General features: G+C 46.0%; 23 protein-coding genes and 3 tRNA genes. 3 read left to right on the top strand and 23 right to left on the bottom strand.

Going from position 1 to position 25,586, the window contains the following annotated elements; genetic code table 11:
- Position 1: 1 nt before the first annotated feature.
- From DT065_RS10790 to DT065_RS10845, 11 genes are all read right to left on the bottom strand, one after another.
- Positions 2 to 685, bottom strand: a complete 684-nt coding sequence (locus DT065_RS10790; protein WP_114373263.1) for a uracil-DNA glycosylase — start codon at positions 683 to 685, stop codon at positions 2 to 4.
- A gap of 81 nt (positions 686 to 766) precedes the next feature.
- Positions 767 to 1,246, bottom strand: a complete 480-nt coding sequence (gene rlmH / locus DT065_RS10795) for a 23S rRNA (pseudouridine(1915)-N(3))-methyltransferase RlmH (protein WP_114373265.1) — start codon at positions 1,244 to 1,246, stop codon at positions 767 to 769.
- A 1,481-nt stretch (positions 1,247 to 2,727) separates the two neighbouring features.
- Complete coding sequence (locus tag DT065_RS10805) at positions 2,728 to 4,083, bottom strand: S1C family serine protease (RefSeq protein WP_335743591.1); 1,356 nt, start codon at positions 4,081 to 4,083, stop codon at positions 2,728 to 2,730.
- 54 nt (positions 4,084 to 4,137) lie between these two features.
- Positions 4,138 to 4,938, bottom strand: a complete 801-nt coding sequence (locus DT065_RS10810; RefSeq protein ID WP_114373271.1) for an MBL fold metallo-hydrolase — start codon at positions 4,936 to 4,938, stop codon at positions 4,138 to 4,140.
- 13 nt (positions 4,939 to 4,951) lie between these two features.
- Complete coding sequence (gene yycI, locus DT065_RS10815) at positions 4,952 to 5,767, bottom strand: two-component system regulatory protein YycI (RefSeq protein ID WP_160112512.1); 816 nt, start codon at positions 5,765 to 5,767, stop codon at positions 4,952 to 4,954.
- Positions 5,754 to 7,121 (bottom strand): YycH family regulatory protein, encoded by a 1,368-nt coding sequence (locus DT065_RS10820; RefSeq protein WP_114373275.1) that lies wholly within the window; start codon positions 7,119 to 7,121, stop codon positions 5,754 to 5,756. Before DT065_RS10820 ends, yycI begins: the two co-directional genes overlap by 14 nt.
- On the bottom strand, positions 7,114 to 8,961 hold the full coding sequence (gene walK, locus DT065_RS10825) for a cell wall metabolism sensor histidine kinase WalK (protein WP_114373277.1): 1,848 nt from the start codon (positions 8,959 to 8,961) through the stop codon (positions 7,114 to 7,116). The genes DT065_RS10820 and walK overlap by 8 nt, the downstream gene beginning before the upstream one ends.
- A gap of 6 nt (positions 8,962 to 8,967) precedes the next feature.
- Positions 8,968 to 9,672 (bottom strand): cell wall metabolism response regulator VicR, encoded by a 705-nt coding sequence (gene vicR, locus DT065_RS10830; protein ID WP_114373279.1) that lies wholly within the window; start codon positions 9,670 to 9,672, stop codon positions 8,968 to 8,970.
- A 212-nt stretch (positions 9,673 to 9,884) separates the two neighbouring features.
- Positions 9,885 to 9,960 (bottom strand) — tRNA-Phe (locus DT065_RS10835).
- A 12-nt stretch (positions 9,961 to 9,972) separates the two neighbouring features.
- A tRNA-Asp gene (locus DT065_RS10840) sits at positions 9,973 to 10,048 on the bottom strand.
- Between the two features lie 31 nt (positions 10,049 to 10,079).
- Positions 10,080 to 10,155, bottom strand: a tRNA-Lys gene (locus DT065_RS10845).
- Between the two features lie 258 nt (positions 10,156 to 10,413).
- Between DT065_RS10845 and DT065_RS10850 the strand changes: the two genes are divergently transcribed.
- Positions 10,414 to 10,932 (top strand): GNAT family N-acetyltransferase, encoded by a 519-nt coding sequence (locus tag DT065_RS10850; RefSeq protein WP_114373281.1) that lies wholly within the window; start codon positions 10,414 to 10,416, stop codon positions 10,930 to 10,932.
- A 1-nt stretch (position 10,933) separates the two neighbouring features.
- Positions 10,934 to 11,824 carry an aldo/keto reductase gene (locus DT065_RS10855; RefSeq protein ID WP_114373282.1) on the top strand — a complete coding sequence of 297 codons (891 nt, stop codon included), beginning with the start codon at positions 10,934 to 10,936 and terminating at the stop codon, positions 11,822 to 11,824.
- Between the two features lie 37 nt (positions 11,825 to 11,861).
- On the opposite strand, the gene DT065_RS10860 is transcribed toward DT065_RS10855, so the two are convergent.
- The 3 genes from DT065_RS10860 to DT065_RS10870 form a co-directional block, all read right to left on the bottom strand.
- Positions 11,862 to 13,265 (bottom strand): NAD-dependent succinate-semialdehyde dehydrogenase, encoded by a 1,404-nt coding sequence (locus DT065_RS10860; RefSeq protein ID WP_269467387.1) that lies wholly within the window; start codon positions 13,263 to 13,265, stop codon positions 11,862 to 11,864.
- 396 nt (positions 13,266 to 13,661) lie between these two features.
- Positions 13,662 to 14,228 (bottom strand): NADPH-dependent FMN reductase, encoded by a 567-nt coding sequence (locus tag DT065_RS10865; RefSeq protein ID WP_114373286.1) that lies wholly within the window; start codon positions 14,226 to 14,228, stop codon positions 13,662 to 13,664.
- 13 nt (positions 14,229 to 14,241) lie between these two features.
- Positions 14,242 to 15,300 (bottom strand): LLM class flavin-dependent oxidoreductase, encoded by a 1,059-nt coding sequence (locus DT065_RS10870; RefSeq protein ID WP_114373288.1) that lies wholly within the window; start codon positions 15,298 to 15,300, stop codon positions 14,242 to 14,244.
- A gap of 132 nt (positions 15,301 to 15,432) precedes the next feature.
- Between DT065_RS10870 and DT065_RS10875 the strand changes: the two genes are divergently transcribed.
- Positions 15,433 to 15,774, top strand: coding sequence for a winged helix-turn-helix transcriptional regulator (locus tag DT065_RS10875; protein WP_114373290.1), 342 nt, complete (start codon positions 15,433 to 15,435; stop codon positions 15,772 to 15,774).
- 137 nt (positions 15,775 to 15,911) lie between these two features.
- On the opposite strand, the gene DT065_RS10880 is transcribed toward DT065_RS10875, so the two are convergent.
- The 9 genes from DT065_RS10880 to DT065_RS10920 all read right to left on the bottom strand — a co-directional run bounded on the left by DT065_RS10880 (position 15,912) and on the right by DT065_RS10920 (position 25,417).
- Positions 15,912 to 17,201 carry an adenylosuccinate synthase gene (locus DT065_RS10880; RefSeq protein WP_114373291.1) on the bottom strand — a complete coding sequence of 430 codons (1,290 nt, stop codon included), beginning with the start codon at positions 17,199 to 17,201 and terminating at the stop codon, positions 15,912 to 15,914.
- A 124-nt stretch (positions 17,202 to 17,325) separates the two neighbouring features.
- Positions 17,326 to 18,687, bottom strand: coding sequence for a replicative DNA helicase (gene dnaB / locus DT065_RS10885; RefSeq protein WP_114373293.1), 1,362 nt, complete (start codon positions 18,685 to 18,687; stop codon positions 17,326 to 17,328).
- 27 nt (positions 18,688 to 18,714) lie between these two features.
- Positions 18,715 to 19,161 carry a 50S ribosomal protein L9 gene (gene rplI, locus DT065_RS10890; RefSeq protein ID WP_114373295.1) on the bottom strand — a complete coding sequence of 149 codons (447 nt, stop codon included), beginning with the start codon at positions 19,159 to 19,161 and terminating at the stop codon, positions 18,715 to 18,717.
- The gene (locus DT065_RS10895; RefSeq protein ID WP_114373297.1) at positions 19,158 to 21,128 is read right to left on the bottom strand and encodes a DHH family phosphoesterase; all 1,971 of its coding nucleotides are present in this window, start codon (positions 21,126 to 21,128) and stop codon (positions 19,158 to 19,160) included. The genes rplI and DT065_RS10895 overlap by 4 nt, the downstream gene beginning before the upstream one ends.
- Before the next feature lie 11 nt (positions 21,129 to 21,139).
- Positions 21,140 to 22,081: a YybS family protein gene (locus DT065_RS10900; protein WP_114373299.1), complete on the bottom strand. Its 942-nt coding sequence runs from the start codon at positions 22,079 to 22,081 to the stop codon at positions 21,140 to 21,142.
- Positions 22,082 to 22,315: 234 nt separating this feature from the next.
- On the bottom strand, positions 22,316 to 22,543 hold the full coding sequence (rpsR, locus tag DT065_RS10905; protein WP_114373301.1) for a 30S ribosomal protein S18: 228 nt from the start codon (positions 22,541 to 22,543) through the stop codon (positions 22,316 to 22,318).
- Positions 22,544 to 22,586: 43 nt separating this feature from the next.
- A complete protein-coding gene (gene ssb, locus DT065_RS10910) occupies positions 22,587 to 23,087 on the bottom strand; it encodes a single-stranded DNA-binding protein (RefSeq protein WP_114373303.1) in 501 nt (166 codons plus the stop codon).
- A 30-nt stretch (positions 23,088 to 23,117) separates the two neighbouring features.
- Positions 23,118 to 23,405, bottom strand: coding sequence for a 30S ribosomal protein S6 (gene rpsF / locus DT065_RS10915; RefSeq protein WP_114373305.1), 288 nt, complete (start codon positions 23,403 to 23,405; stop codon positions 23,118 to 23,120).
- Positions 23,406 to 23,875: 470 nt separating this feature from the next.
- On the bottom strand, positions 23,876 to 25,417 hold the full coding sequence (locus DT065_RS10920; protein WP_160112513.1) for a DNA-binding protein: 1,542 nt from the start codon (positions 25,415 to 25,417) through the stop codon (positions 23,876 to 23,878).
- Between the last annotated feature and the right edge of the window lie 169 nt (positions 25,418 to 25,586).

Below are 25,586 nucleotides of genomic sequence, written 5' to 3' on the forward strand. Positions count from 1 at the left end.
GTCACGCGTTATCTGTACCAGTTTTACACCATTGGATCGTCTCTCTGCCCATTTGCTTCAAAAAAGCATTCGCTTTTGAAAACGGACGACTTCCAAAAAAACCTCGATGTGCAGAAAACGGGCTGGGATGGGGAGCTCGGATAACAGCATGTTGGTCCTCGATGAAAGAAACTTTCGCTTGAGCGTGACGGCCCCATAAGATAAAAACAACCGGCTCTTTCTTCGCGCTCACGGTTCTGATTACTTGATCCGTAAACATTTCCCACCCCTTGCCTTGATGAGAAGCCGCTTCCCGGGCGCGAACGGTTAACACCGTGTTAAGGAGCAGTACCCCTTGCTTGGCCCATCCGCGTAAATCTCCGTTTTCCGGCATTTCACAATCGACATCGTGCATAAGTTCCTTAAAAATATTTCGAAGCGACGGGGGCAATTTGACACCCGGCTGCACGGAAAAACTTAATCCATGTGCTTGCCTCGGGCCGTGATACGGGTCTTGTCCGAGAATCACCACTCTCGTATTTTCATAGGACGTATAATGTAATGCATTAAAAATATCATACATATCCGGATAAATGGAGTGATTGGTATATTCTTGCTTCAAAAACGATCGCAGTTGTTGATAATAGGCTTTATGAAATTCCTCTTCGAGATGGTATGTCCAATCATTGTGCAAAGGGTTATTCATGTCCGGTTCCTCCATTGTTTCACGTGAAACATTTGCCTCGTTTCTTCCGGTGGGGATGAAAGACCCCCCCTGATGAAGGTTTCACTTATGATAAGGGGTGCCTTTTTGAATTTGTGTGATGCGATAAATCTGTTCCAAAAGCATTACGCGTATCAACTGATGGGGAAACGTCAGTGATGAAAATGACCAGCGCAGGTCAGCTCTCTGTAAGACATTATCGCCAAGGCCGAGAGAGCCTCCAATCATGAACGTGAAATTACTCTGTCCATGTATCATAAGCTGATCAATCTTCACGGCCATTTCTTCTGAACTAAACATTTTACCTTTCCGATCCAATGTAACGACGTATGTTTGCGGCTTCACGTGTTGTAACAAGCGCTCCCCTTCCTTATTCATCACTTGAATGGCTTCCTTTTCGCTGAGATGTTCAGGTGCACGCTCATCTGCCACTTCTTTGCTCGAAAATTTTATGTCCTTCTTTAATCGTTTTTCGTATTCTTCCATGCCTGCCAATAAATATTTTTCCTTTAATTTTCCAACCGCGAGCAATTGAATATTCATGCCTCTCCCCTTATCCACAAAAGTTATCCACAAATTCACAATAAGTTGTTGGTTTCTTGTATAAACCCACCTACGACTGGGTTGCATTTCAGCTTCTATTGTGAATAAATGTAAACTTCCATCAGAAGTAGCCGGCTAAGATCGCCATCTCTTGTGGCGCGCCGGCAGACGATCAAGTTGAAACCGTATCAAAAGAGCAAATGTAACGACACTCAGCTGAATGAAGACAAAAATGCTTGATATAGGGGATTTTTGTTCTTCAAACGGACGGATTTTCGAAGACAAAATCACAGATTATGCGTACCTTTTTCCTCAAAACCGGTGTCAATGTTTGATCCCCTGTTTTTAGATTCAACCATCTGTATCTGTCTTACATTTTAATGGTGAAAGGACTTGTGCAACGTCTACACTAGTGCAGGACGCTGAAATAAGTGATCACATCTGGAAATGATATTGTTCGTCGGGTCATTGCCCGTACAGCAGCCGTATAACGGCATCGGCGGATCGGCAACAATTGGCCGTAAAAAGCATCCATACGGACAAAGTCAGTAGTCGAACTGCAAAAAATGTCCGTAAAAGGCATTTATACAGCCAAACGAGGGAGCGCGCATGCTTTTTCGATGTTACCCTTGGGTATGGCCGGATAATTCGACCACTCTGCACTAGTACAAAGTGGTTGAAATGAATGGTCACACCTGTAAAGGATAACCTTTAAACGTCCAACGAAACGGCTTGGCCAGAAATCGATGATCATCATCAACTTAGTGTATCAATAGATAAGCCAAATCTTCAACGGAATGGAAGTGGCTCTCGTATTGATTCGATTTCGGGATAGAAATGCTAAACCAACGTTCAATTTGATTGAGCCATGAGCGGTGTTTCGGTGTATAAATGAATCGGATGCTGCTTCGGCTTCTCAGCACCCCTATGCTCGTATTTCATGCTGATGCTGTCTTTTCTTCGGCATAGTTACTGCGCTTCGCTTCCTTTTCATGCCGAAACCAAGCATGCTTCGACTTCCGAGCATGCCTTTGCCCTCGTTTCATGCCAATGCCGTCTTTTCTTCGGCATATTCGTCACTTTACGTCCCCTTTCATGCCGATGCCTTGGTTGTTTCGGACCCCACACTGCTGCATATTCGTTCAATGATCCCCGCCCTACATCCTTGACTCATCGATTGTTTTGCATAGGGAGGATAGTATCAAATAAACATCTAGGTTTTGGTGCAACAACGGAGGGGACCACTTATTTTAGCCACTAACACCTTCCGTACTTCGAAATCGGTTAGTCGCCCATCTTTTCCGGATAACAGGTCTCGGATGCCGAGATGTCAGATGAACGTTATTTCCTAGAAGTCCCTCCCTTTCCTTCTTCGGTATGTCAGGCCTCTAAGTTTCTGTGGTTTGGATTCCGACCTCCGGGCTCGTACCACCGGGAGAAAGGAATCCTCGAACTTATACGAGGATTTCCATATTTGTATTTCACAAAGTGTCTTGTTGTTCTTGTAGTTCAATCGTCGTTTCCTGCAATTCACCCTCGCGATAAAAAGATATGGTTACCTCATCGCCAACGTCGAGTCCCGTATAAAGATACATGCGGAGATCATGGGCAAATTCAATCTCTTGGTCATCCATCTCAACGATCACATCATATTCCTGCAATCCGCCTTCTTCCGCAGATGAACCCGGGAAGACGTTCGTGATAAATACACCGGAAGTTACATCCTCTGGCAAGTTAAGCGTTTCTTGCCAATGATAACTTGGAATATCACTGACGGAGCCCATTTCAACCCCAAGTTCAGGCCGTTCGACTTCACCTAGATTTTCGATGTCTTCAATGACAGGTAAAACGATGGATGTCGGGATCGCAAAGCCCATGCCTTCACTTTGGGCAATTTCCATGGAATTAATGCCGATCACTTGGCCTTGGGCATTTAATAGCGGACCGCCGCTGTTGCCTTGATTAATGGCAGCGTCTGTCTGGATCACTTCCGCGTTCCAATCGATTTGACCATTGCCTGTCAAATCAACCGGAATGGAACGGTCTGTTGCACTGATAATCCCTTGGGTCACGGTGCGGGCAAACGTTGGTCCCAAAGGATTCCCGATCGCAATAGCCGGCTCTCCCGGGCTTAAATTGTCAGAATCGCCGAATTCAGCCACCACTTCAATCTCGTCCTCAATGTCTTCGGTCGATACAACTAATACGGCAAGGTCTGTCCAAACATCTTCACCGACCACTTCGGCTCCGACTCGCTGCCCTTGGCTCAAGCTTATTTCTACCTGATCAGACCCTCGAATGACGTGTTCATTCGTAACAATGAACGTCTGATTATCTTCCTCTTTATAAATGACTCCTGAACCGGTGCCGGCTTCGATTTCTTCGCCCTCACCTCCGGGTTCTCCGGGCGGACCACCGCCACCCCCCCAAAAGCTTTCCTCTTGCATATTAAAGACCCCGACAACGGCATCTGAAACACCCTCCACCGCTTCGGTCACATCGGTATGGATGTCAAAACTCACTTGTTCCGAGTCACCGGCAAAGAAATCACTATCATTCGTTGACCCTTGCTCCTCCGGGGCTGTTAAATCGTTCGTTTGAAAGAGGGCAAGGGCGGCAGCCACCACGAGCGCACCGATGATTGCACCTACAATTCCTGATAGCCCCACGCCGCGCCGCCGTTTTTTCTTTTCTCTGTTTTCATTCCCGTAATGATCATCATAATAGCCCATCTGCTCCGTCCACCTTTCCGGTCTGTTATCGCTCGCGGGTAACGTTGTTATTCCATAAGTATGCCCAATGAAGGAAACGTTGCAATTGATGTCCATCATATCCACAAGCGTCAATTTTAATCTACCCAACGATCTAATTTTCATAAGCAGGAGCAAAACTTACCCCAGCTTTTGCAACGAGGTCGGCATGAATGGATCCGTATCACGGATTTGAATACCGTTTGGCGTATAATCTATCCCCTGTTCCTCCATGGTTTGCTCTGTCGTCATCCTGGCGAGGTCTTTTAAATTATTATCTTGGCTCAAATGCGCCAAATAAACATACCGCGTTTTCTCACCGACGATTGTCGTTAACGCCTTTGCCGCGTCGTCATTGGAAATATGGCCGGTATCTCCAAGTATTCTTCGTTTAATGTTCCATGGGTATCGCCCCATTCTCAGCATATTCATATCATGGTTCGATTCAAAGATCAGCGCATCAGCATCGGCGAGTGTTCCTTTAATATGATCACTGACGTATCCCATATCTGTAGCCAACGCCAATTTTTTCTTTTCATGATGAAAGACAAAAAACATCGGGTCAACCGCGTCATGGGAGACACCGAATGACTCCACATCTATATCGGCAAACGTTCGTACATCTCCTGTCTCCAAGTGAAAGCATTGCTCTTTACTAATTGGCCCGATCGTATCAAGCATCTGCTTCCACGTACGTTCATTGGCATAGACAGGCAATTGATACTTACGGGCCAACACGCCAACCCCTTTCACGTGATCACTATGTTCATGGGTGACGAGCACTGCGTCAATGTCTGATAAAGAACGACCAATTTGTTGGAACATCTTTTCGATTTTTTTGCCACTTAGTCCTGCATCGATTAAAAGTTTGGTTTGATTCGTCTCCACATAAATGGCATTTCCCGTACTCCCACTCGCTAAAACGCTAAAAGCAATCCCCATACAGCAAATCCTCCTAAGGCTCCCGTATCGTTTCTTCGCCTTCCACTGCAGAAACCAGATAAACCTCCGGTCGCTCTTCTGTATTCTCAAATTCTTCTTGAACGACAATTCGGTAATGAGGGGCGTACAGCACTTCGTTGCTCACGTACTCCTCGGACAATGCACTATAATACACGTATTCAACATTTGTCACGGTGGAGTTTGTCGTTAGCATATTCTCTTTGATGAGTGTATCAATGGCATCCAACGCAGAGCTTATCGATTGCTCCGCCATGTTCTCCGTATGAACGAACTGTTGGGCAAATGCATGAATAGCACCGTCTTCATTTTCATAAATGGTGAGATGCGTATTTCTCGGAGCTATCAATGTCCTATCTTCATGGCTGGCGTAATAATCAATTCGCGTATCGCCCCTGCCCGCAAACCGATATGTGTCCCCCTCGTGTATGTGGCTGTCTATAAATGCACGGCGCTCTTGCCAAGCGTTATCCTCATCAATCTCATAAGGTTCTTCAAGCAAAACGGATAGCTCCCCGGTCTCTGAATCAAATTCAACCTCCTCGTAAACACCGGAGTCATCATAACTATCTTCCACTTCCTCAGGGAGGCTTTCCATGGTACGGCTACGGACGACGGAAAGGGGGATCTCCTCATTCGGGAGATCCGCCTCGATATCAATGTTTTGATAGTCTAACTGAGTTTCCAAGCTATCCTCTACTTCTATGTCCCTTTCGCGGTTTTCCATGTGATCGAACAATTGAGCACACAAAAAGACGTTTAAAAGTAAAAAGGTGAAAATGAAAATCGTCTTTGTTTTATTCCAATCCATTCGAGTCACCTTCCTGATCCCCATTGCCCAACTGGATCCAGCTTCCATCGCTTTTTGCGTACCAATGGGGAACGACATTGACGTACGTATCTACCCTTTCCATTTCATAACCGATGCGAATATCTTCAATGTCCTCAGGTTCAAGAGAGTCGCTTTCTTCAATTTCGTCCAGCACTGACTCGCCGTCGAGGAGCTCCCGCATTTGATCCTCCGGATCATCATTCAACGGTTCATGCTCATCAAACGTAAAAGCGGGACGATCATAACTGGAGATGACATCATTTTGTTGGGTCACATTTATGGAGGAGTAATCAAACCATGTAGCATGTGTATCCAGCACCGGAATGCCGTCCACATGCATTCGAAATTGCGCAGACTCGCCGCCCCCGGACACATTCCAATCATATAGCTGATAACTGTTCGTAAAACCTCCATGCGCGTTAATGAATGCATAAGCAGCAGAAATGATTTGCTCATCCCGGCCATCGGATATTTCGTTTTGAGGATAATCATACTCAATAAAATTACCGAATCGGCTTACCCGCATTTGTCGATCACTGGAATGATACAGCTGCTCCCCTTCCCCCTGATTTCCCAATTCCGGAGTGGATACGGATGCCCGGTCCATAAACAAATAAGGGAGAAGCGCCTCTTCATCAATCTTCGTGGAATGAAATTGCAGTTGAGGGTAAGAAACAGATTCTGCCGGCAAATAAACGGGTTCTTGCAAAGCATCATCGTCCCCGCCTACATGCGCTTCCGTGGCATAATAAACATTGCTCCCGTCCAACTGTTCCATATACATCTGAAACGTATCGATGTCCATATCAATATTCCCTTCCAGCACCTGCTGGTCCTCAAAGGAAACAAGTTGGACATGCAGAGCCCCTCCCTTATCTATAAGGAGCAATCGTTCAAAAGTAAACCTGCTTTCCTGTTGTTCCGCAATGGATGGATCGTCTTCAAACCAATTTTCAACGAGCGTTAATGGCAGTGCTGTCGGCAGAATAAACTCGATTTTATCTTCGTCACTTTCGTAGAGGGGTTCTTGTTCGACACCCTCCATAATTTCTAAATTTCTCCATTCAGAGGAGAATAGATCTGTCGCCATATCATCAACAAAATCCAAAGAACCGTGGGCAGTAATCCACTGTTCATGATCACGATGAAAAACAACGTTAGCCGGTCCAATCACATCGGCCAATTCCACTTGATCAGAGAGCTGATCACTTTCCTCCACGCTTTCTTCATCCAAAAACCTTAGTTCAGGCTGGTATGTCCATAATTGCCAGGTAAGAATAAGGCTCATAATCATCAGTATGGTTAGAATGATAGTTTTCACCCGTTCAACCACTGTGTTCACCTACCTCGCCGGAAGACGCTAAAGGCACGGAGATCGTTATTCTCGTCCCTTGGTTCGGTTCACTGGAAACCCACACCGAGCCCTCATGGGCCTCAATCATTTCTTTCACGATAGCCAGCCCCAGTCCTGTGCCCCCTAAGCTTCTGGCCCGGGCTTTGTCCACACGGTAGAAACGTTCAAATATTTTATGTTGGTCTTTTTTCGGAATTCCCTGGCCTTCATCCTGGATATCAATCCATGCCTCTTCCCCTTGTAATTCGGCACCAACCGTAATCGTACCACCTTCAGGAGAAAACTTGAGCGCGTTCGAAATGACGTTGTCCAACACTTGGGTCATTTTATCCCTATCCATCTCTACTTGAATCGGCCATTGCGGGAGTCGCCGGACAAACGAAACGTTTCGATCTTTCACGAGCATCTCAAATCGGTCCACCAATTGATGGAGCCAATGCGTCAAATCGTGGCGCTCTGTTTGAAGCTCGTGCTCTTCTACATCCGTTTTCGATAATTGTAATAGATCATTCACGAGGCGAATCATACGGTCCGTTTCCACTTGAATAACATTTAAAAACCGCGGAGCAAGATCTTCATCTGCCATAGCGCCGTCTTCCAATGCTTCCATGTAACTTTTCAAGGTCGTTAACGGTGTACGTAACTCGTGGGAGACATTTGCTACGAATTCCCGCCGCTCTCTCTCCATTTTTTCCTGTTCCGTGACATCATGAAGCACTGTAATTAAACCAGTCACATAGCCATCTTCGCTTCGAAGAACGGAAAAGCTCGCTTCTATAAGAGAATCCTCTTGCTCGTCGCTGAAATCCAAAATCAACGGCTCCGAATAATCATAGAGGTCACTCGGGGTAACCTGTCCGGAAAGATCCAAAATGTCCGGGAGAGACTGACCCTTTGCCCCTTCACTGTTTAAAGATAACAAGATTTCCGCTTGTTTATTGAGCAAAATAACACGGCCCAGTTCATCCGTAGCGATCACCCCGTCTGTCATATGGGAGAGGACAGAGCTAAGTTTTCGCCTTTCACCTTCGGTTGTGGCGTTCGCTTCTTTTAAATTCATTGCCAGTGTGTTGAAGGAAGAGGCGAGTTCCCCGATTTCATCATTTCCATAAACACGAACACGACGACTGAAGTCTCCTTCACTCATCACCGCAGACTGTTTCTGCATGTCTTTAATCGGACGAGTAACGGTTCTCGATAAAAGGACGCCGATGACTGCCGTGATTGCTAGTGCAACGCCTCCACTCGTCATAAATATGTTATTTATTTGCGTCACTTCGTCATACATATCTTCCATGGATGACTCCAAATGAATGGCCCCAATGATTTCATCATCGTCTCCATCCAAAGGTTGTGTGATCACCCGCATACGATGGCCGGTGTCCGGATCCAGCAGCATTTCATTCGAGTCTTGTCCAAGCAATGCCTGGGAAACACGTATTTCCGTGTTTAGCAATCCGCCGCTTGGCGTTCCGTGTTGATTGTGGGCCAGTACATTCTGTTGGCTATCCACCACTTGAATGGTGGACCCGGTGCTACTGAGTTCGTTTACTTCATACCGGGAAATTAAATCGTTAATTTCTTGATTGATGTCATTTTGATCCATATCCTCCGTTTCTTGTATAAGTGTTTCCTCGATATTATAAGAAAGCAAACTCATTTGGTCTTCCAATGCATTTCGATGATTCTCTACAAATTGTTCTTCCAAACTATCCATGAAAAATATCCCGATCACCTGAAAAGCAATCAGCAAAAGCATGACGTAAATAAATATTAATTTAAATTGAAAAGATTTAAAGAAACCCGCAATTCGCTTCATCCAACTCTACTCCTGTTCGGGATTCCGGAGATAATAGCCTACCCCTCTTCTTGTAATAATCCAGTTCGGATAACTCGGGTTATCTTCTACTTTCTCCCGCAATCGACGCACCGTGACATCAACGGTTCGTACATCTCCAAAATAGTCGTACCCCCAGACAGACTGCAAAAGATCTTCTCGCGACATCACTTGTCCAATATGACGGCCTAAATAATGGATTAATTCAAACTCCCGGTGGGTAAGCTCAATCGGATTGCCCCGTTTACGAACGAGATAGGCTTCCGGGTCAATCGTTAAATCACCGATATGCTTAATCCCGGTATTTTTTCGTTCTTCTTCGGGGACAACTTGAAGCCTGCGAATATTCGCTTTCACACGCGCAATCAGTTCACGGGTGCTAAAGGGCTTGGTAACATAATCATCGGCACCCAGTTCAAGACCGAGCACTTTATCAATCTCCGAATCCTTTGCCGTGAGCATAATAATCGGCATATCATAATGTTTACGAACCTCACGGCACACTTCCATCCCATCTTTATTCGGTAGCATTATATCGAGTAAAATGAGGTCAGGCTTAAAAGCGTGTACTTTTTCCAGGGCTTCCGTGCCATCATAGGCAACTTCGATTTTAAAGCCTTCTTTCTGCAGTGAAAATTCGAGGATATCAGCAATCGGCTGTTCGTCATCGACAACCAAAATTTTTTCATTCATGATTTTTCTCCCCATTTCGTATTTCCGGACTTTATTCTACAAGTATTGTAACATAGCTGCTCGATAAATGACGTTTATCCTTACATACTAAAAAAGACGCTATCGGCGTCTTTTAGAGGTCAGAGATTCACAACGTTAATAAGTAGTCGCACTTTTTTTCTTCCCTTTAGAAAAAAGCCCCGGAGGCTTCCGGGGTCTCGCGTTTATAAACATGGTGGCTCGAGACGGAATCGAACCGCCGACACGTAGATTTTCAGTCTACTGCTCTACCGACTGAGCTATCGAGCCAACCTATGTAAATGGCGGGCCTGACGGGATTCGAACCCGCGATCTCCTGCGTGACAGGCAGGCATGTTAACCGCTACACCACAGGCCCCGATTTGGTAAGCTTCTTCGTCTAGCGAAAATGGTGAGCCATGGAGGATTCGAACCTCCGACCCTCTGATTAAAAGTCAGATGCTCTGCCAACTGAGCTAATGGCTCATTACGCCCAAAGACAGAATTTATCTTAGCACGTCCAGCGTTTAAATGCAATGGGGAGATGAGGAAATGATCATCGGAAAATCCTAAGCTCCTGTTAGCACAAGGATATTAGCTAATGATAACGATCGACAGGAAGCTGAGTTCAAAGCCGTTTGCCGACCGACATTTGCATTTTTCCAAAAAGATAAAAGGAGGTTTTTTTGGCCCTTTATCATCGTAAATGATATTCTGATAGTGAAAAATGGATAGGAGCCTAACATGATACGACCAGCGAGCACAGAAGACATCGACGAAATCATGAGCATCGCGAAAAAAACCGTCCGGGTGATGAATGCAGAAGGCAGTGATCAATGGAACGAGTCGTATCCAACTGCCAGGCATTTTTTACAAGACCTTAATAAACAATCCCTTTTCGTGCTGGATACCACGGAGCATATTGCCGGTTTCATTGTGATTGACCAACATATTGACCCGCGCTTTCAACAGATGACCTGGACGTATCTCGACCGAGACGCAGGGACTTTTCACCGGCTGGCGGTCGACCCTGATCGTCGCCAACACGAAGTCGCCAGTCAACTCATCCGTTTTGCCGAATCCCGATGTGCATCTATGGGGTTGAAAACGATAAAGGTTGATACGTACGAACGTAATCACAGCGCCCGCTCTTTGTTTGAGCGTCTCGGGTATGGACTTGTCGGACATTCACGAAAGGGGACCGGAAAACCATTTCCGTTTTATTATTATGAAAAAATATTGATCAATAGGGAGGAAGAATAAAATGCAGCGTTCGCAGCGTATCAAAAAGGCCTTGCAACATCGGACGGTGACATTGCCCGACGGCACTTCCCTTCCAAGCATCGGCCAAGGCACGTGGAAAATGGGGGAACATCCCGAGAAGAAAGAGGAAGAGATAGAGGCCTTGCAAATAGGCCTTGATTTAGGGATGAGCGTCATTGATACCGCGGAGATGTACGGAGATGGGCAATCGGAGCGGATCGTTGGAGAAGCCATTAACAATCGCAGAGATGAAGCTTTCCTGGTGTCGAAGGTCTATCCCCATCATGCAACGTTGTCAAAAATCCAGAGGGCTTGTGAAGACAGCTTGCAGCGTTTGAAGACTGATTATTTGGATATGTACCTTTTGCACTGGCGAGGATTTGCAGGAAGTTCGCTGCAAGAAACCGTGGAAGGTTTGGAAGCGCTTCGCAAGGAAGGAAAAATACTGCATTGGGGCGTTTCGAATTTTGATACCTCGGATATGAAAGAACTCACGGAAATAGAAAATGGTTCCAATTGCGCCGTAAACCAAGTGCTCTACCATCTAGGCTCGCGGGGAATTGATTTTGACCTCCTCCCCTGGCAGCGGGAACATCAGATGCCGATGATGGCATACAGCCCCCTTGGCCAAGGTGGTTCACTCATCACCCAATTGATGAACAACTTGAACATTAAAGAAATTGCCGCGAAACATCAAGCAAAGCCTCTGCAAATTGCTCTAGCCTGGACGATTCGTACAAAAGGGATACTTGCCATACCGAAGGGCACGAGCAAAAACCACGTCATGGAAAACGCGGAAGCAGCCACGATAGAGTTGTCAGAGGATGACCTGCGAAAAATTGATAAGGTATTTCCAAAACCGGATCAAAAAGTACCCTTAGATATTATTTGAAAAACCCCGGCGGTGCTTTCGCCGGGGATAGGATCATCTATAGTTTGAGAGATATAAATTTCGTTTCCAGAAACTCATCCATGCCTTGATGGCCGCCTTCTCGGCCGATACCGCTTTGCTTCCAACCGCCGAACGGCGCCTGCGCAGTGGACGGTCCGCCGTCGTTTAAACCGATAATGCCGTACTCCAGCTGTTCGCTTAAGCGGATCGCTTTAGACACGTCGCTCGTAAATAAATAAGCAGCCAATCCATATATGGTGTTATTTGCACGCTCAATCGCTTCTTCCTCGGTTTTAAAAGTCGCGATAGGAGCGAGAGGGCCAAATGTCTCTTCATTCATACAAGCCATGTCTTCGTTGACCCCGCTAATCACTGTCGGCGCCAAAAACAGCCCATCTTTCTTTTTGCCGCCCGTAACGACCTTCGCTCCTTGTTTTTCGGCATCTTCAATATGGGAAAGGACTTTATCGACGGCGCCCTCATCAATTAATGGACCAATGTCTGTATCATCATCAAGCCCATTGCCGATCGTTAAATCTTCAACGGCTTGCTTAAATTTCTTCGTGAATGTCTCTTCAATCGATTCAGCCACATAGATGCGGTTCGCACACACGCATGTTTGCCCGCCATTGCGGAATTTAGATGTCACCGCTTGTTCAACCGCATTATCTATGTCGGCATCTTCAAGAACGATTAAAGGCGCGTGACCCCCAAGTTCAAGCGAGATTTTTTTCATCGTTTCCGAAGCGCCGCTCATTAATGTTTTTCCGACTTCGGTGGAGCCGGTGAAGGTGAGCTTGCGCACGCGTTTATCCTGTTGCCATGCTTCGGAAATTTCGCTGGAAGAACCGGTGACAACGTTGATAACCCCTTTGGGAATTCCTGCCTCCACCGCGAGTTCGGCTAGTTTGAGCGCTGTTAAAGGGGTTTGCGTCGCGGGTTTAATGACAGCGGTACAACCGACGGCTAGTGCCGGCGCGATTTTTCGCGTAATCATGGCTGCTGGGAAGTTCCATGGGGTAATCGATGCGATGACCCCCACAGGTTGATGGGTGACAAACAAACGCTTGTCCGGAGCAGAGGCCGGGATCGATTCCCCGTAGTTACGTTTGCCTTCCTCTGCATACCATTTGATAAACGCGTTTGCATAAGAAATTTCACCACGAGATTCCTTGATCGCTTTCCCTTGCTCTTTCGTCATCGTTTGCGCCAGGTCTTCGTGATTGTCCCCGATCAGTTCAAACCACTTCTCCAGCTTTGCGCCCCGTTCCTCGGCGGTGAGGTTGGACCATGATGGGAATGCTTTATACGCGGCAGTCGCGGCCGCCTCGGCTTCCTTTTCACCGCCTTTCGGGATCGTATCGAGAACGTCTCCCGTCGCGGGGTTGACCACATCGACTTGCTCCAATTTATCGCCGGTCCATTCACCGTTGATAAGGATATTCATCCTCGGATGCTCCTTTCACTTCAAAAGGTTATAATCTAAATTTTCGTATCATCTTTTATATAAATTCCCAACTTTACGCTTGTTGAAACGTCTCTGACGGTGTTTTGAGAGAACCGGCTCGAATCACCTGCATACAGGATATGCTTTTCGGAAGAAATGAGGAAATGGGATTTCGGTCTCTCTCCGAGCGGTCTTTTTCTGAATCACCTGGGTCTCGTTCTGAATATAGCGACGAGTGTACCGAAGGCCGATTTTGCATTCTGAATAAACAAATAATTGTTTCGAATACTACGCGCAGCCCAAGGTTCATTCGGACACTTTCCCTACGTTTCCCGGCAAATGTGTCCGAATCGGGGCACCGGATTGATCACCTTCGCCAATCCCTAGCTCCTAAAACCCATATGCTTCTTCTTGCGCTTTTCGCATGCTTATATGCTGCTCCGTTCGTCTCACGGTGTCATCCACCAATCGATTGATACGGAGCAAGACATCATCATTGGTGATTTCTTTTCGATGGAAGTCTTTTTCTTCGATAAAAACATAGTCTTGGACGATTTGTGCTTTCATATACGACATAATCGGTTTTAGTTGTTGTTCCACAATCAGAAAATGCTTGAGCGATCCCGCGGTTACCAAGATACTCGTCACTTTATCCCGCAATCCGTCTTGAGGGAGCAAATCAAATATATTCTTTAATGTCGCGGGGATGGATGCTTGAAAAATCGGGGTCCCAAAGATAATGGCATCCGCATCCATGATCGTTTGAGCGACATATTTTGTATCCCCTTCATAGTCCAAAAAGTTGCGTCCATCACTAAATTGCACTTCATAGTCCGCTAAATCGAGCAAGGTCACTCCCGTCTCCGGGTATTGTTCAGAAATGGTGTTCACCGTGTAATCCATCGCTGTTCTCGTTTTAGAGCCGACATTGGAGCCGGATAATGCTACGATGTTCATTTTTCCTGCCTCCTTACTGCTTGGCGGTATATTTCTTGATTGCCGGTAAAATTTCTGTCCCGATGAGCTCAATATTTTTTCGTAGTTTATCAAACGGAACGCCGCCGAAGTCCATTTGCGCGATAAATCGCTGATGACCGAACTGTTCATGTTGATAAAGAATTTTTTCGATCACCTGCTGCGGACTGCCGACATTGATGACGGTCCGCAGATCATCACTTTGTGCAAATGCCTGCTTCGGAAATCCCCGCCCATTTGTCAGCTTCATGCCTTCATTGATATGAGGGTAATATTCCTTCTGTGCCTGCTGGGTCGTTTCCGCTGTATAAAAAAAGCCGGCGGTTGAAATCGGCAGCGTCGACGGATCGAACCCGCTTTGGCGTGCAGCCTCGCGATAAGCATCCACCGATTGCTTAAAGCTGGCGACAGGACCGCCTAAATGCGCCAAATACATCGGGACTCCGGCATACCCTGCTTTGATTGCACTCGCCGGTGTACCGCCGACCGCGCGCCAGATCGGAAGCGACCCATTTTGCGGACGCGGAAGCACCCGGGCGTCTTTTAACGAAGCACGGAACTGTCCGTCCCAATTGACGACTTCTTCCTCATTGATTTTCAATAATAACTCAAGCTTTTCTTCAAACAGCTCCTCGTAGTCACGAAGATCATAGCCGAGCAAATCAAACAACCCTACACGAGAGGCACGACCGGCGACAATTTCCGCCCGTCCCTTCGAAATCAAATCAATCGTTGCGAAATTTTCATACACACGTACCGGGTCAGACGTGCTGATGATCGTCGAAGAACTCGATATTTTTATTTTTTCGGTCGCTTGTGCAATTGCCGATAAAACAACCGCGTGCGCTTGCGACGCAAAATAGTCTTGATGGCTTTCCCCGACGCTGAAAAAGTCTATGCCCGCCTGTTCGGCCAACTTCGCTAATTCAATGAATTCGTGAATCCGCTGTTCGGCAGATATTCTTTCACCGGCGATTGGATTCGGCAAATGATCGCCTAATGTATAAAGGCCAAACTCCATGCCTTTGGATGGATCGATGCGATAGTTTTGCATTTATTTTATCCCTCTCTATCGAATTTTTATCGTAAAATTACCCATAGCCATTATAAGTGATAACGGCAAAAAGTATAAGTACATTCTTTTAAGTGGTATAGTATACAAAAAGATACCGTGGAGGGATACGAAATGAATATTGACCCCGAGCAATGTCATGTCGAAGAAGCTTTGGATATTGTCGTAGGGAAATGGAAGCCGATCATCTTATTATACTTATTAAAAAATGGAACGATACGATTTAATGAACTTAAGCGAAGTGTACCCAATATAACACAAAAGATGCTGACGAAACATTTACGTGAACTGGAGGAAGAGGATATCATCGCGCGAAAGGTCTACCCGCAAGTCCCGCCAAAAGTCGAGTATTCCATAACCGAATACGGGAGAAGTTTGGAACCAATTTTAGAAGCCATGCATGAATGGGGAACAAAGCACCAACAGCACAAAAGGAACAATAATGTGCCGAGTTAACGCGGTGTGCCACACGAACCGCGGTCCAGTTCGGACCGTTTAGGGACCTTAAATGAAAAAATGGTCCGAACGAGCATGTACCTCGCGTACGCTGTCCCCCCTCACATAAAAAGACTGCCCAACGGCAGTCTTTTGTCTTATAATCCCCAAACGCCACGCACTTCATTTGTTTGTGTGCGGTCCGGACCGACCGAGAACACGGACAACGGAATGTTAGTAAGCTGGGCGATGCGTTCGGCGTAATGACGAGCCGGTGGCGGCAAATCACCGAGGCTTCGAGCTTCGGTAATATCTTCCTTCCACCCCGGCATTTCTTCGTAGATGGGTTTACACTCGGCGAGTACATTCAGACTCGCGGGGAACTCTTCCATTCGTTCCCCTCGGTACTCATAAGCCACACAAATTTTCACCGTATCAAGTCCGGAAAGCACGTCTAGACAATTTAAGGATAAGTCTGTGATCCCGCTCACCCGACGCGCATGGCGGACGACGACGGAATCAAACCAGCCGACGCGGCGAGGGCGTCCTGTCGTCGTGCCGTATTCCTTGCCGATATCGCGAATACGATCTCCGACCTCATCGGTGAGTTCGGTCGGGAACGGGCCGTCACCAACCCTCGTCGTATAAGCTTTTGACACCCCGACAACGTGATGGATTTTTGAAGGGCCTACACCGGATCCAATGGTCACCCCTCCGGCAATCGGATTCGAAGACGTGACAAACGGATACGTCCCTTGGTCAATATCAAGCATAACACCTTGTGCCCCTTCAAACAGGACACGCCGTCCCTGATCGATGGCATCGTTCAAAACGACCGATGTATCACACACATAGTCTGCCAAACGCTGCCCATAGTCATAATATTCATCAAGGATATCTTCGACACGGAATCCTTCTGTTTCATACATTTTTTCGAGAAGGCGATTCTTCTCCTGCAGGTTACGGGCCAGTTTATCGGCAAACGCGTCTTTCTCAAGAAGATCGCAAATACGGATCCCGACACGGGCTGCCTTGTCCATATAGGCGGGCCCGATGCCTTTTTTTGTCGTCCCGATCTTGCTAGCCCCTTTGCTTTCCTCTTCGGCAATATCTTGCTTAATATGATAAGGAAGAATAACATGAGCGCGGTTGCTGATTCGCAGGTTGCTTGTCTCAATCCCGCGCGCCTTGAGCCCTTCCAGCTCTTCGACCAATGCTTTCGGGTCAATTACCATCCCGTTACCGATGACACAAATCTTTTCATCCGAAAAAATCCCGGAGGGCACGAGGTGCAATTTGTACGTTTCACCGTCAAACTTAATCGTATGCCCGGCGTTGTTGCCCCCTTGATAACGAGCAATCACTTCCGCATTTTCCGATAGATAATCCGTAATCTTTCCTTTGCCTTCGTCCCCCCATTGTGTTCCCACGATAACGATGGATGACAAAAGACTCACCTCTTCCATTAAATGTTCCGTTATTCTGTTTAATCCGGACTTTATTTTACCAAAATAAAAGCTTCCGGTCAAAAAAACCGAACATTATACGTCTTCGCATTTTGTTCATTCGTTTCTAGGCACCGGGTGGTGCTACGTTTTCATCGTGCTTGCGATCTAGGTTCACAAATTTATTGTATTCCTTGATAAATGCCAGCTCTACATTTCCGACCGGTCCATTTCTTTGCTTGGAAATAATGATTTCAATGATGTTTTGATTCTCAGCTTCTTGATCATAGTAATCTTCCCTGTATAAGAAAGCAACAATATCCGCATCCTGCTCGATACTCCCAGACTCTCGCAAATCCGACATCATCGGGCGTTTATCCTGTCGGGATTCCACCCCCCGAGAAAGTTGCGAGAGAGCAATCACGGGGACGTTCAGCTCGCGCGCGAGAGCTTTAAGGTTTCGCGAAATCTCCGATACTTCTTGTTGACGGCTCTCGGTACCGCTCCCCTGGATGAGTTGCAGGTAATCAATCATAACCATGCCGAGGCCTTTTTCCTGTTGCAAACGCCGGCATTTGGCACGGATATCCGCAACTTTAATGCCGGGAGAATCATCAATATAAATGCCGGCTCGCGATAGAGTTCCCATTGCCATCGCTAATTTTTCCCAATCTTCCTCCAACAGTTGACCGGTACGAAGACGGGAACCATCGATGTTCCCTTCGGCGCATAACATCCGCTGCACGAGTTGGGATGCACCCATTTCAAGACTGAAGATCGCCACATTTTCCTCTGTTTTTGTCGCGATGTTTTGGGTGATGTTCAAGGCAAAAGCTGTTTTTCCCATGGATGGACGAGCAGCCACAATGATTAAATCACTATTTTGAAAACCCGCGGTCATACGATCCAGTTCCTGAAACCCACTCGCAACTCCCGTGAGTGCGTCGCCACGGCTTTGCAGCATTTCAATATTGTCGTACGTCTCCATAAGCACTTCTTTGATGGATAAAAAAGACCCGGAAGTCCGCCGATTCGAGACCTCCATGATCGTCCGTTCCGCATCGCCGAGTACTTCATCTACTTCTTGCTCTTCCGTATATCCTTCGGAAACAATCGAGGTCGCCGCGCGAATCAATCGCCGCAAAAGCGCTTTTTCCTCAATGATTCGTGAATAATACCCGACATTTGCTGCTGTCGGAACAGCATTGGCTAAGTCGGTCAGATAGGAAATGCCGCCCGCTTCTTCCAACCATTCATGATCTTGCAACTGCGACGTCACTGTAACAAGATCGATGGGTTCCGCCTTTTCCGAAAGATCGGTCATCACTCGAAAAATCCGTTGATGGGCGGCTCGGTAAAAATCTTCAGGACGTAACCGTTCCGTGGCGGTGATAAGGGACTCTTCTTCAAGAAAAATCGCCCCTAAAACCGCTTGTTCTGCTGCTATATTTTGTGGCGGCGTACGTTCGCCGCTTAAAACATCACTCACCTCACGGCCTCCTTTCCCCCTTCATGTTTAATTTTGCTCTGTAACATGAATGTCAACCGTGGCAATGACTTGCGGATGAATTTTAATCCCGATTTTTGTTACCCCCAGTGTTCGTATCGGATCTTTCAAGTCGATTTTACGTTTATCTATCTCAAACCCTTGTTGCTTGAGGACTTCCGTAATCTGCTTTGTAGAGACGGCACCGAAGAGCCGGCCTCCTTGTCCGGCTTTGGCAGAAATCTCAACGGTTGTCTTTTCAAGTTCTTGCTTCTTTTCCTTGGCTTTTTCTAGCTCTTGCTGTTCTTTTCGTTCATCGCTCTCTTTCTTCTTTTCCAGCTCTTTCATATTTGATTTAGTCGCTTCTACAGCAAGTTGTTTTGGAGAAAGATAGTTACGAAAGTAACCTTCCGACACCTCTTTAATTTCCCCTTTTTTACCTTTGCCCTTCACATCTTTTTGGAAAATAACTTTCATCCTGAGACTCCTCCTTCCAAATATTCATTAATCGCCGTTTTCAGACGGTCCTCGGCTTCAGAGAGCGACATGTCTTCCAATTGCACGGCTGCATTGGTTAAATGTCCGCCTCCCCCCAATTGTTCCATAATGATCTGAACGTTCACATCTCCCAACGATCGGGCACTGATGCTGATACGTCCGTCTTTAAGTTTTGAAACGACAAAAGCACCCTTAACACCGTTCATGGTTAGCAACGTATCGGCTGCTTGTGCAATGAGTACCTGATAATAAGATTCATCTTCCTCACTGCGAGCGATAGTCATTCCGGCCTGGTAAATATAAGCCCTCTGAATGAGCCGGGAACGTTGAATATATTGATCCAGATCCTCTTTTAACAAAAGCTGTACAGCAGTTGTATCAGCACCGCTGGCCTTCAGATAGGAAGCGGCATCAAAGGTACGTGATCCGGTGCGAATGCTGAAATTTTTCGTATCCACCATCATGCCCGCAAGCATGGCGGTCGCTTCCAAGGCATCCATGGATACCCGATTCGGTTGATACTCCAAAAGTTCGGTGACAAGTTCGGAGGCCGAGGATGCATACGGCTCCATATAAACAAGGGCGGGATCGTCTATAAATTCCTCCCCGCGCCGATGATGGTCGAGAACGACGACCCGGTGGACCCGCTCAAGCAGCTTGGGTTCGATGACAAGCGACGGCTTATGGGTATCTACAATGACGAGCAACGTTTGCCTTGTCAGTTGTTCCAAAGCCTCGCTCGGCGTTAAAAAGCGCGACCAAAGGTATTCATGTTGTTCAACTTCATTCATCAATTTGTGAACATCCGGGCTTACTTCATTCGGATCCACCACGATGGATGCATCCTTTTCATTCACTTCAGCGACTTTTAACACACCGATTCCTGCCCCAATTGCGTCCATATCAGGATTTTTATGACCCATGACAATCACTTGATCGCTTTCAAGCACAAAATCCCGCAGCGCATGAGAAATGACACGGGCCCGTACGCGCGTCCGTTTTTCGACTGCGTTGCTTTTTCCACCGTAAAAACGCACTTCTCCGTTTCTTTCCTTGATCACCACTTGGTCCCCGCCCCGGCCGAGCGCCAAATCCAAACTCGATTGGGCGAGCGCTCCCAATTCCCGCGGCGTCCTTTCTCCACTACCGATCCCTATACTGAGCGTAAGCGCCACTTTTTCTTTCATGGTCACTTCCCGGATATCATCGATGATTTGAAAACGATTATTTTCAATCTCTTGAAGGGTTCTATAATTTAAGAAAGCAATAAAACGATCAGCGGCAACACTACGCAGGAAAATGCTATAGTCATTTGCCCATTGATTGATCTGAGAAAGCACGCCTCCTCTTACACGGCTCGTCACCTGATCTTCCAACCCCTGTGTCACATCATCATAATTATCCAGTAAAATGTGGGCGATCACAGGTTGCTCTTCATTATATAAATCACGTGTCTTCACTGTTTCTGTCATATCAAAAAAATATAATAGACGTTCTTCGACGCGTTCATACACATAATGTTCCCGATCGTTTAATTGCAACCGGTGCTCCACATTTTTATTTCGAATGAGCTCCGGGAGATCATCAGATAAAACCGTGAGCGGCTTGCCAATATATTCAGAGGGCAAATAGCTCAGCAGATATGGGTTTGCCCATTGTATCGTTTCATTTTGATCATACAGTAATATACCGACGGGGAAATTGGTGACTGCAGCCTCTCCGGCACGATTAACCCGATGACTTAACCTCGAAATATATTTTTTTATATCCGATTCCATTCGTTTGTGTATGTGATACCCAAGGTAGGTTATCCCGATTAAAACGACAAAACCAAACACGGCAAGTCGCCAATGAAAAAAGAAAAGCGTAATATTCATTACCAATGCAACAATAAAAACGAGCAATATGGGGTAATCATACCAGTGCTTCTTTAGAAAATTAGGCATCTGCTCAACCCCTATTTATTAGACTTAATCCGGCTTTTTATATCCATTCCGATATCCAAAATCCCCAGAATTCGCACAAACACTTGGACGAGCGGAAGCATCAACCCCGGAAAAAGGATTAAGATCGGGAGTGCTCTTGTTATATTCCGCATGTACACAAATTGGAACATAACCGATGCTCCCTGTATAATCATGGCAAATTCAAGCAAAGGGAAGATATTGGAAACAACCATATGCATCGTCGTTCCCTGATCTTCGATTACTGCCAACCGCATGATAATGCCTGCCAAATAGTACCAAAGAAAAACTCTCGGCAATGACCACTCTCTGAGGGACGGAAATCGATACGTTCCTCCGACAAGCCTTCGCAAAAATGGATGGGCAATGACTTGTGTTAAAAACGCATAGCCAACACCCGTCATAATCATGATTAAAGGTGCAATTTGCGGGATTTGCGCAATGGATTCACGGTACAAATCCAGCTGTTCTTCATCTATTTCCTGATCAAAGGAAGTTAACATTTGTTCTGCAGCGTCGACGGAGTCCTCCATCCCACTCTGAAGCGCCTCAAAAGGATGAATATCAAGAATAACAACGGATCCGACAAAGAGAAGAACCAGTGTAAAAATATAGCTTAAGCTCCCTGCGAAAAGTGTCCGAAATGCTGATCTTTTTAAATGATAGCTGACACCGACCACATAGCCACCCACACCAAATAATAGCACGAGCGGGATCGAAAAGGCCGGAGCGATTAAAAAGGTGGCAACAAAGCTGACAGCAAGGACCAGCGCTCCCGGTTTCGGCCCGAATCGGACCGTGTATATCAGGAGGGGAATAGGCAGAACCCATACAAATAATATACCTAAAACCGGTATGTAGACGGTAGCTGCCATTAAAATTGCAAAGAGGGCAACCATGACAGCTCCCTCGGTTATTTTTCTTGATTGATTCATGCCATCCCCCTTATGGAGTGAGGGTGCCCACCCTCTCGCTAATTTTCTGCCTCCGGATGAAGGCGTTTAAGTGCCCCGTTTAGTATATTTCACTGGTCTATTGTAGCCCATACATCTGCAAAAAGAAAGAACGAACATTTATCGCTACCCTTGGCGATGCAGCGATTCACCCATGATTTCAGATAGATGAAGAAAGAACACTGCCAGCATCATCGGCAGTGTTCATAAGGGCTATTAATCTTCTTTTGCATATGGGAGTAACGCGGCTTGACGTGAACGTTTAATCGCGGTCGTCAATTTACGTTGATATTTTGCAGATGTCCCTGTTACCCGCCTTGGTAAGATCTTTCCTTTGTCCGAGATGAACTTGCGGAGAAGGTCAACATCTTTATAATCAATGGTCTTGATTTTGTTAACGGTAAAATAACATACCTTTCTGCGCTTGCCTCTGCGACGTGCCATAGGACTCCCTCCTTCTTATTATTTTTGCTCGATTAGAAAGTGTTTAGAATGGTAAATCGTCGTCGGAAATATCGATCGGCTTTCCATCATTGGAGATAGGGTCGTCATTCAAATCAGCCGCGTGACGTTGAGACTCTTGTCCAAATCCAACGTTGCCTTCGTAATTGGACGATCCGGAAGCAGCTCCCACTCCTTGGTCATCCCCGCTCCGGTTCGCGGTAACACTTCGAGGTTCCAAAAATTGGACGCTTTCCGCTTGTATTTCAACGACATTTACGCGCCGTCCTTCCCGATTTTCATAACTACGGCTTTGAACGCGGCCATCAACCCCTGCCAAACTTCCTTTTTTCAAGTAATTGGCAACGTTTTCCGCTTGTTTCCTCCAAACCACGCAGTTCAAAAAATCTGCTTCCCGTTCCCCATGCTGGTTCGTAAATGGACGATTGACGGCGATGCCGAAGTTAGCTACCGCCACCCCGTTCGGGGTGTACCGCAATTCAGGATCCCGAGTGAGACGTCCAACGAGCACGACGCGATTAATCATTCCAAACCCTCCCATTTATTTGACGATGCTTTATTCATCATCTCGAACAACGAGTGTTCGAATAACTTCATCGGTAAGTTTTATACGACGGTCAAACTCATTGACAGCATCAGGCGTTGCCTGCACTTTGAGGATGACATAGTACCCTTCACGGAAATCCTGAATTTCATAAGCGAGACGGCGTCTCCCTTTTTCATCAACTTCCGTTACCTCTGCACCATTATCGGAAAGGATTTGATTCAAACGTTCAATAATCGTTTTGACTGCATCCTCTTCCAACGTCGGCCTTAAAATATACAGAATCTCGTAGTTACGCATGCGCGTCACCTCCTTTTGGTCTAGACGGCCCCTGTAATTCCATTCACAGGAGCAAGGAGCAAAACGGGACTATCCCTCTCTTTACTCACATTATAGCATTTTAACAAGAAAGACAGACATATACAATAGCGCAGGCAAATTTTCTTGTATAGGTGCCCATTACAGGATCGTATGTTCGCCTCATGTATAGTATAGCATGTTCATCGTAGAATGCAAATAATATTGAAAAGGAAAATATCAAAAAAGACCTGAAGAGGAAGATGCGCATTTTTCATTGATAAAATTATATGGCAGATTGGGATTCGTTTTACAATTAGACCGTTAGTATCATCAATTGGCAAAGGCGTTGGAAGCATTGAGTCTACAGGTTAGTCCTATAACGAAGTGGTACAAGCAATGGAAAAGCAGCCAAGCTTAAAAAAGCCCAAACCTACCTGGTAAGGGCTTCTTTGACTTCTACTGCAAAATGCTTAGCCTTCTTCATTTTCCTCATTCCAAGGATAAACTTGCATTTCCTCTACTGTTCCTGTTGCATCATCTATACTCGCTAAAAACTCGATCTCGTCTCCTGACTCCAGTAACGCTGCTTCCCGGAATGTACCAGTACTTACAAGGTAAGATGTATCGTCACCTTCTAACCGAAACTGTACAACTGTACTATCATCTGTGATTACTGTTCCTACTCGATCAATCGTACCTGAAACTTCATCTAAAGCTGACTCACTCGTCTCTACTTCGTCCCCACTCGTAGCTAATTCTGTTACATAAGCATCTAAAGCTTCTTGTGACGTTTCTCCAAAGGCTACCGTATCCGGATCATCGGCTTTGATATACGCATACTGTCTGAACAGCCCGGCCGGGTCCAGAACACTTACTACCCATGTTGGTTCCCCGGAAATGTTATAGAGTACAGGCATACTACCTCTCCACTCCCTCTCAGGAAATGTTCGGTTTACAACACCAGAAGCAGCTTGACTGTCCATAATCCCGCTATACTCTGATCCATCATAGTACGTTAATTCCCCAGTACGGGCATTCATTAAGGTAACACCCAACGCTGATTCAATATTTTCTTGTGGACTGGTCATGTCTGTAAAATAGAACATATTCCCGTCTTCATCAAAGATAGGCGTTACCTCTGCTTCTGTCCCGTTATCATTCGGCATCCTTACATCTTCCTGCCCGAACATGGTATTCAACCAACCATGGACATACTGACCGAACACATTGTTTGCTTCAGACGCAAAGCGTGGGCTGATTGTTCCACTGATAAAGTCAGGGGCATCATCTGTTTCATACAATGATACTTCTCCCGTTTCTGTATCAACAACTGCTACTTGAAGAGAATCAAAGTCTGTTTGGAAGCTAAATCCTCGACGCTCATATAACGTCTGCACATACCATGCTTTACCATCTTCATCCACTTCCATTGTGGGGTTTCCGTGATGGAAAAAGTTGGGGCTCTCTTCGTAAATAGCGCGAGTCACGTAGTCTCCCATGTAACTTCCTCTAGTGTAATTCATTTCATGCTCTACAAACTCTGGTTGATCACTTGGATTTGTAGCTGACAGCAGGAAATACCCGGGAATTTCTGTCCCTCTAAGCCAACGCCAGAAATTATTATATTCAATTGGAGACACATAAATAGGTTCTCCTTCAATTTCTTGTGCTTGAATCACTCCAAGATCATAGAATTGTGCATTTGGAACATTGGACATGGAGCGTTCCATTAAATGACGAGCACTATCTGGTGATACTTGTACAGGTGTGTCCTCTTCTGAGAAGGCTTGCAATGGTTCTTCCGTGATTTCATAATTAATCGTTTCCCGTGTGCTTTCATATGTATTTAATGAAACCACCCAGGCTATTAAACCAACGAATATAGTTATGAATAGGCCTACTGTAACTCCACCCAGGGACACGAACGACTTATTTTCTTGATCTTTAGTGGCAAATACAGTCCCTACCACAATGCCGTAAACAATAAGAGTTATCGCATTTGGTAACATCATAGGGACAAAAGCCCATACAGGCATATACATGTATGCATATACGAGACCGCTAAACACAGCAATAACTAACGCTATGGCGTGATGACCAATGGCTCGCGGTTTAGTTACAACTGAAATGATAAAAGTTCCAATCACTAAAACTGACGATAATAATGCTGTTAAAAACATC

This window comes from Salicibibacter kimchii (assembly GCF_003336365.1).
In the GTDB taxonomy this organism is placed as follows: Bacteria; Bacillota; Bacilli; order Bacillales; family Marinococcaceae; genus Salicibibacter; species Salicibibacter kimchii.

Excerpts from the sequence above, each read along its gene's own strand:
- ssb (WP_114373303.1), bottom strand. The coding sequence starts at position 23,087 with ATGATTAATCGCGTCGTGCTCGTTGGACGTCTCACTCGGGATCCTGAA.
- vicR (WP_114373279.1), bottom strand. The coding sequence starts at position 9,672 with ATGAATGAAAAAATTTTGGTTGTCGATGACGAACAGCCGATTGCTGAT.
- DT065_RS10865 (WP_114373286.1), bottom strand. The coding sequence starts at position 14,228 with ATGAACATCGTAGCATTATCCGGCTCCAATGTCGGCTCTAAAACGAGA.
- DT065_RS10810 (WP_114373271.1), bottom strand. The coding sequence starts at position 4,938 with ATGGGGATTGCTTTTAGCGTTTTAGCGAGTGGGAGTACGGGAAATGCC.
- rplI (WP_114373295.1), bottom strand. The coding sequence starts at position 19,161 with ATGAAAGTTATTTTCCAAAAAGATGTGAAGGGCAAAGGTAAAAAAGGG.
- DT065_RS10790 (WP_114373263.1), bottom strand. The coding sequence starts at position 685 with ATGAATAACCCTTTGCACAATGATTGGACATACCATCTCGAAGAGGAA.
- rpsF (WP_114373305.1), bottom strand. The coding sequence starts at position 23,405 with ATGCGTAACTACGAGATTCTGTATATTTTAAGGCCGACGTTGGAAGAG.
- DT065_RS10850 (WP_114373281.1), top strand. The coding sequence starts at position 10,414 with ATGATACGACCAGCGAGCACAGAAGACATCGACGAAATCATGAGCATC.
- DT065_RS10895 (WP_114373297.1), bottom strand. The coding sequence starts at position 21,128 with ATGCCTAATTTTCTAAAGAAGCACTGGTATGATTACCCCATATTGCTC.
- walK (WP_114373277.1), bottom strand. The coding sequence starts at position 8,961 with ATGAAGCGAATTGCGGGTTTCTTTAAATCTTTTCAATTTAAATTAATA.
- yycI (WP_160112512.1), bottom strand. The coding sequence starts at position 5,767 with ATGGATTGGAATAAAACAAAGACGATTTTCATTTTCACCTTTTTACTT.
- DT065_RS10900 (WP_114373299.1), bottom strand. The coding sequence starts at position 22,081 with ATGAATCAATCAAGAAAAATAACCGAGGGAGCTGTCATGGTTGCCCTC.
- rpsR (WP_114373301.1), bottom strand. The coding sequence starts at position 22,543 with ATGGCACGTCGCAGAGGCAAGCGCAGAAAGGTATGTTATTTTACCGTT.
- DT065_RS10855 (WP_114373282.1), top strand. The coding sequence starts at position 10,934 with ATGCAGCGTTCGCAGCGTATCAAAAAGGCCTTGCAACATCGGACGGTG.
- DT065_RS10875 (WP_114373290.1), top strand. The coding sequence starts at position 15,433 with ATGAATATTGACCCCGAGCAATGTCATGTCGAAGAAGCTTTGGATATT.
- DT065_RS10920 (WP_160112513.1), bottom strand. The coding sequence starts at position 25,417 with ATGATGTTACCAAATGCGATAACTCTTATTGTTTACGGCATTGTGGTA.
- rlmH (WP_114373265.1), bottom strand. The coding sequence starts at position 1,246 with ATGAATATTCAATTGCTCGCGGTTGGAAAATTAAAGGAAAAATATTTA.
- DT065_RS10870 (WP_114373288.1), bottom strand. The coding sequence starts at position 15,300 with ATGCAAAACTATCGCATCGATCCATCCAAAGGCATGGAGTTTGGCCTT.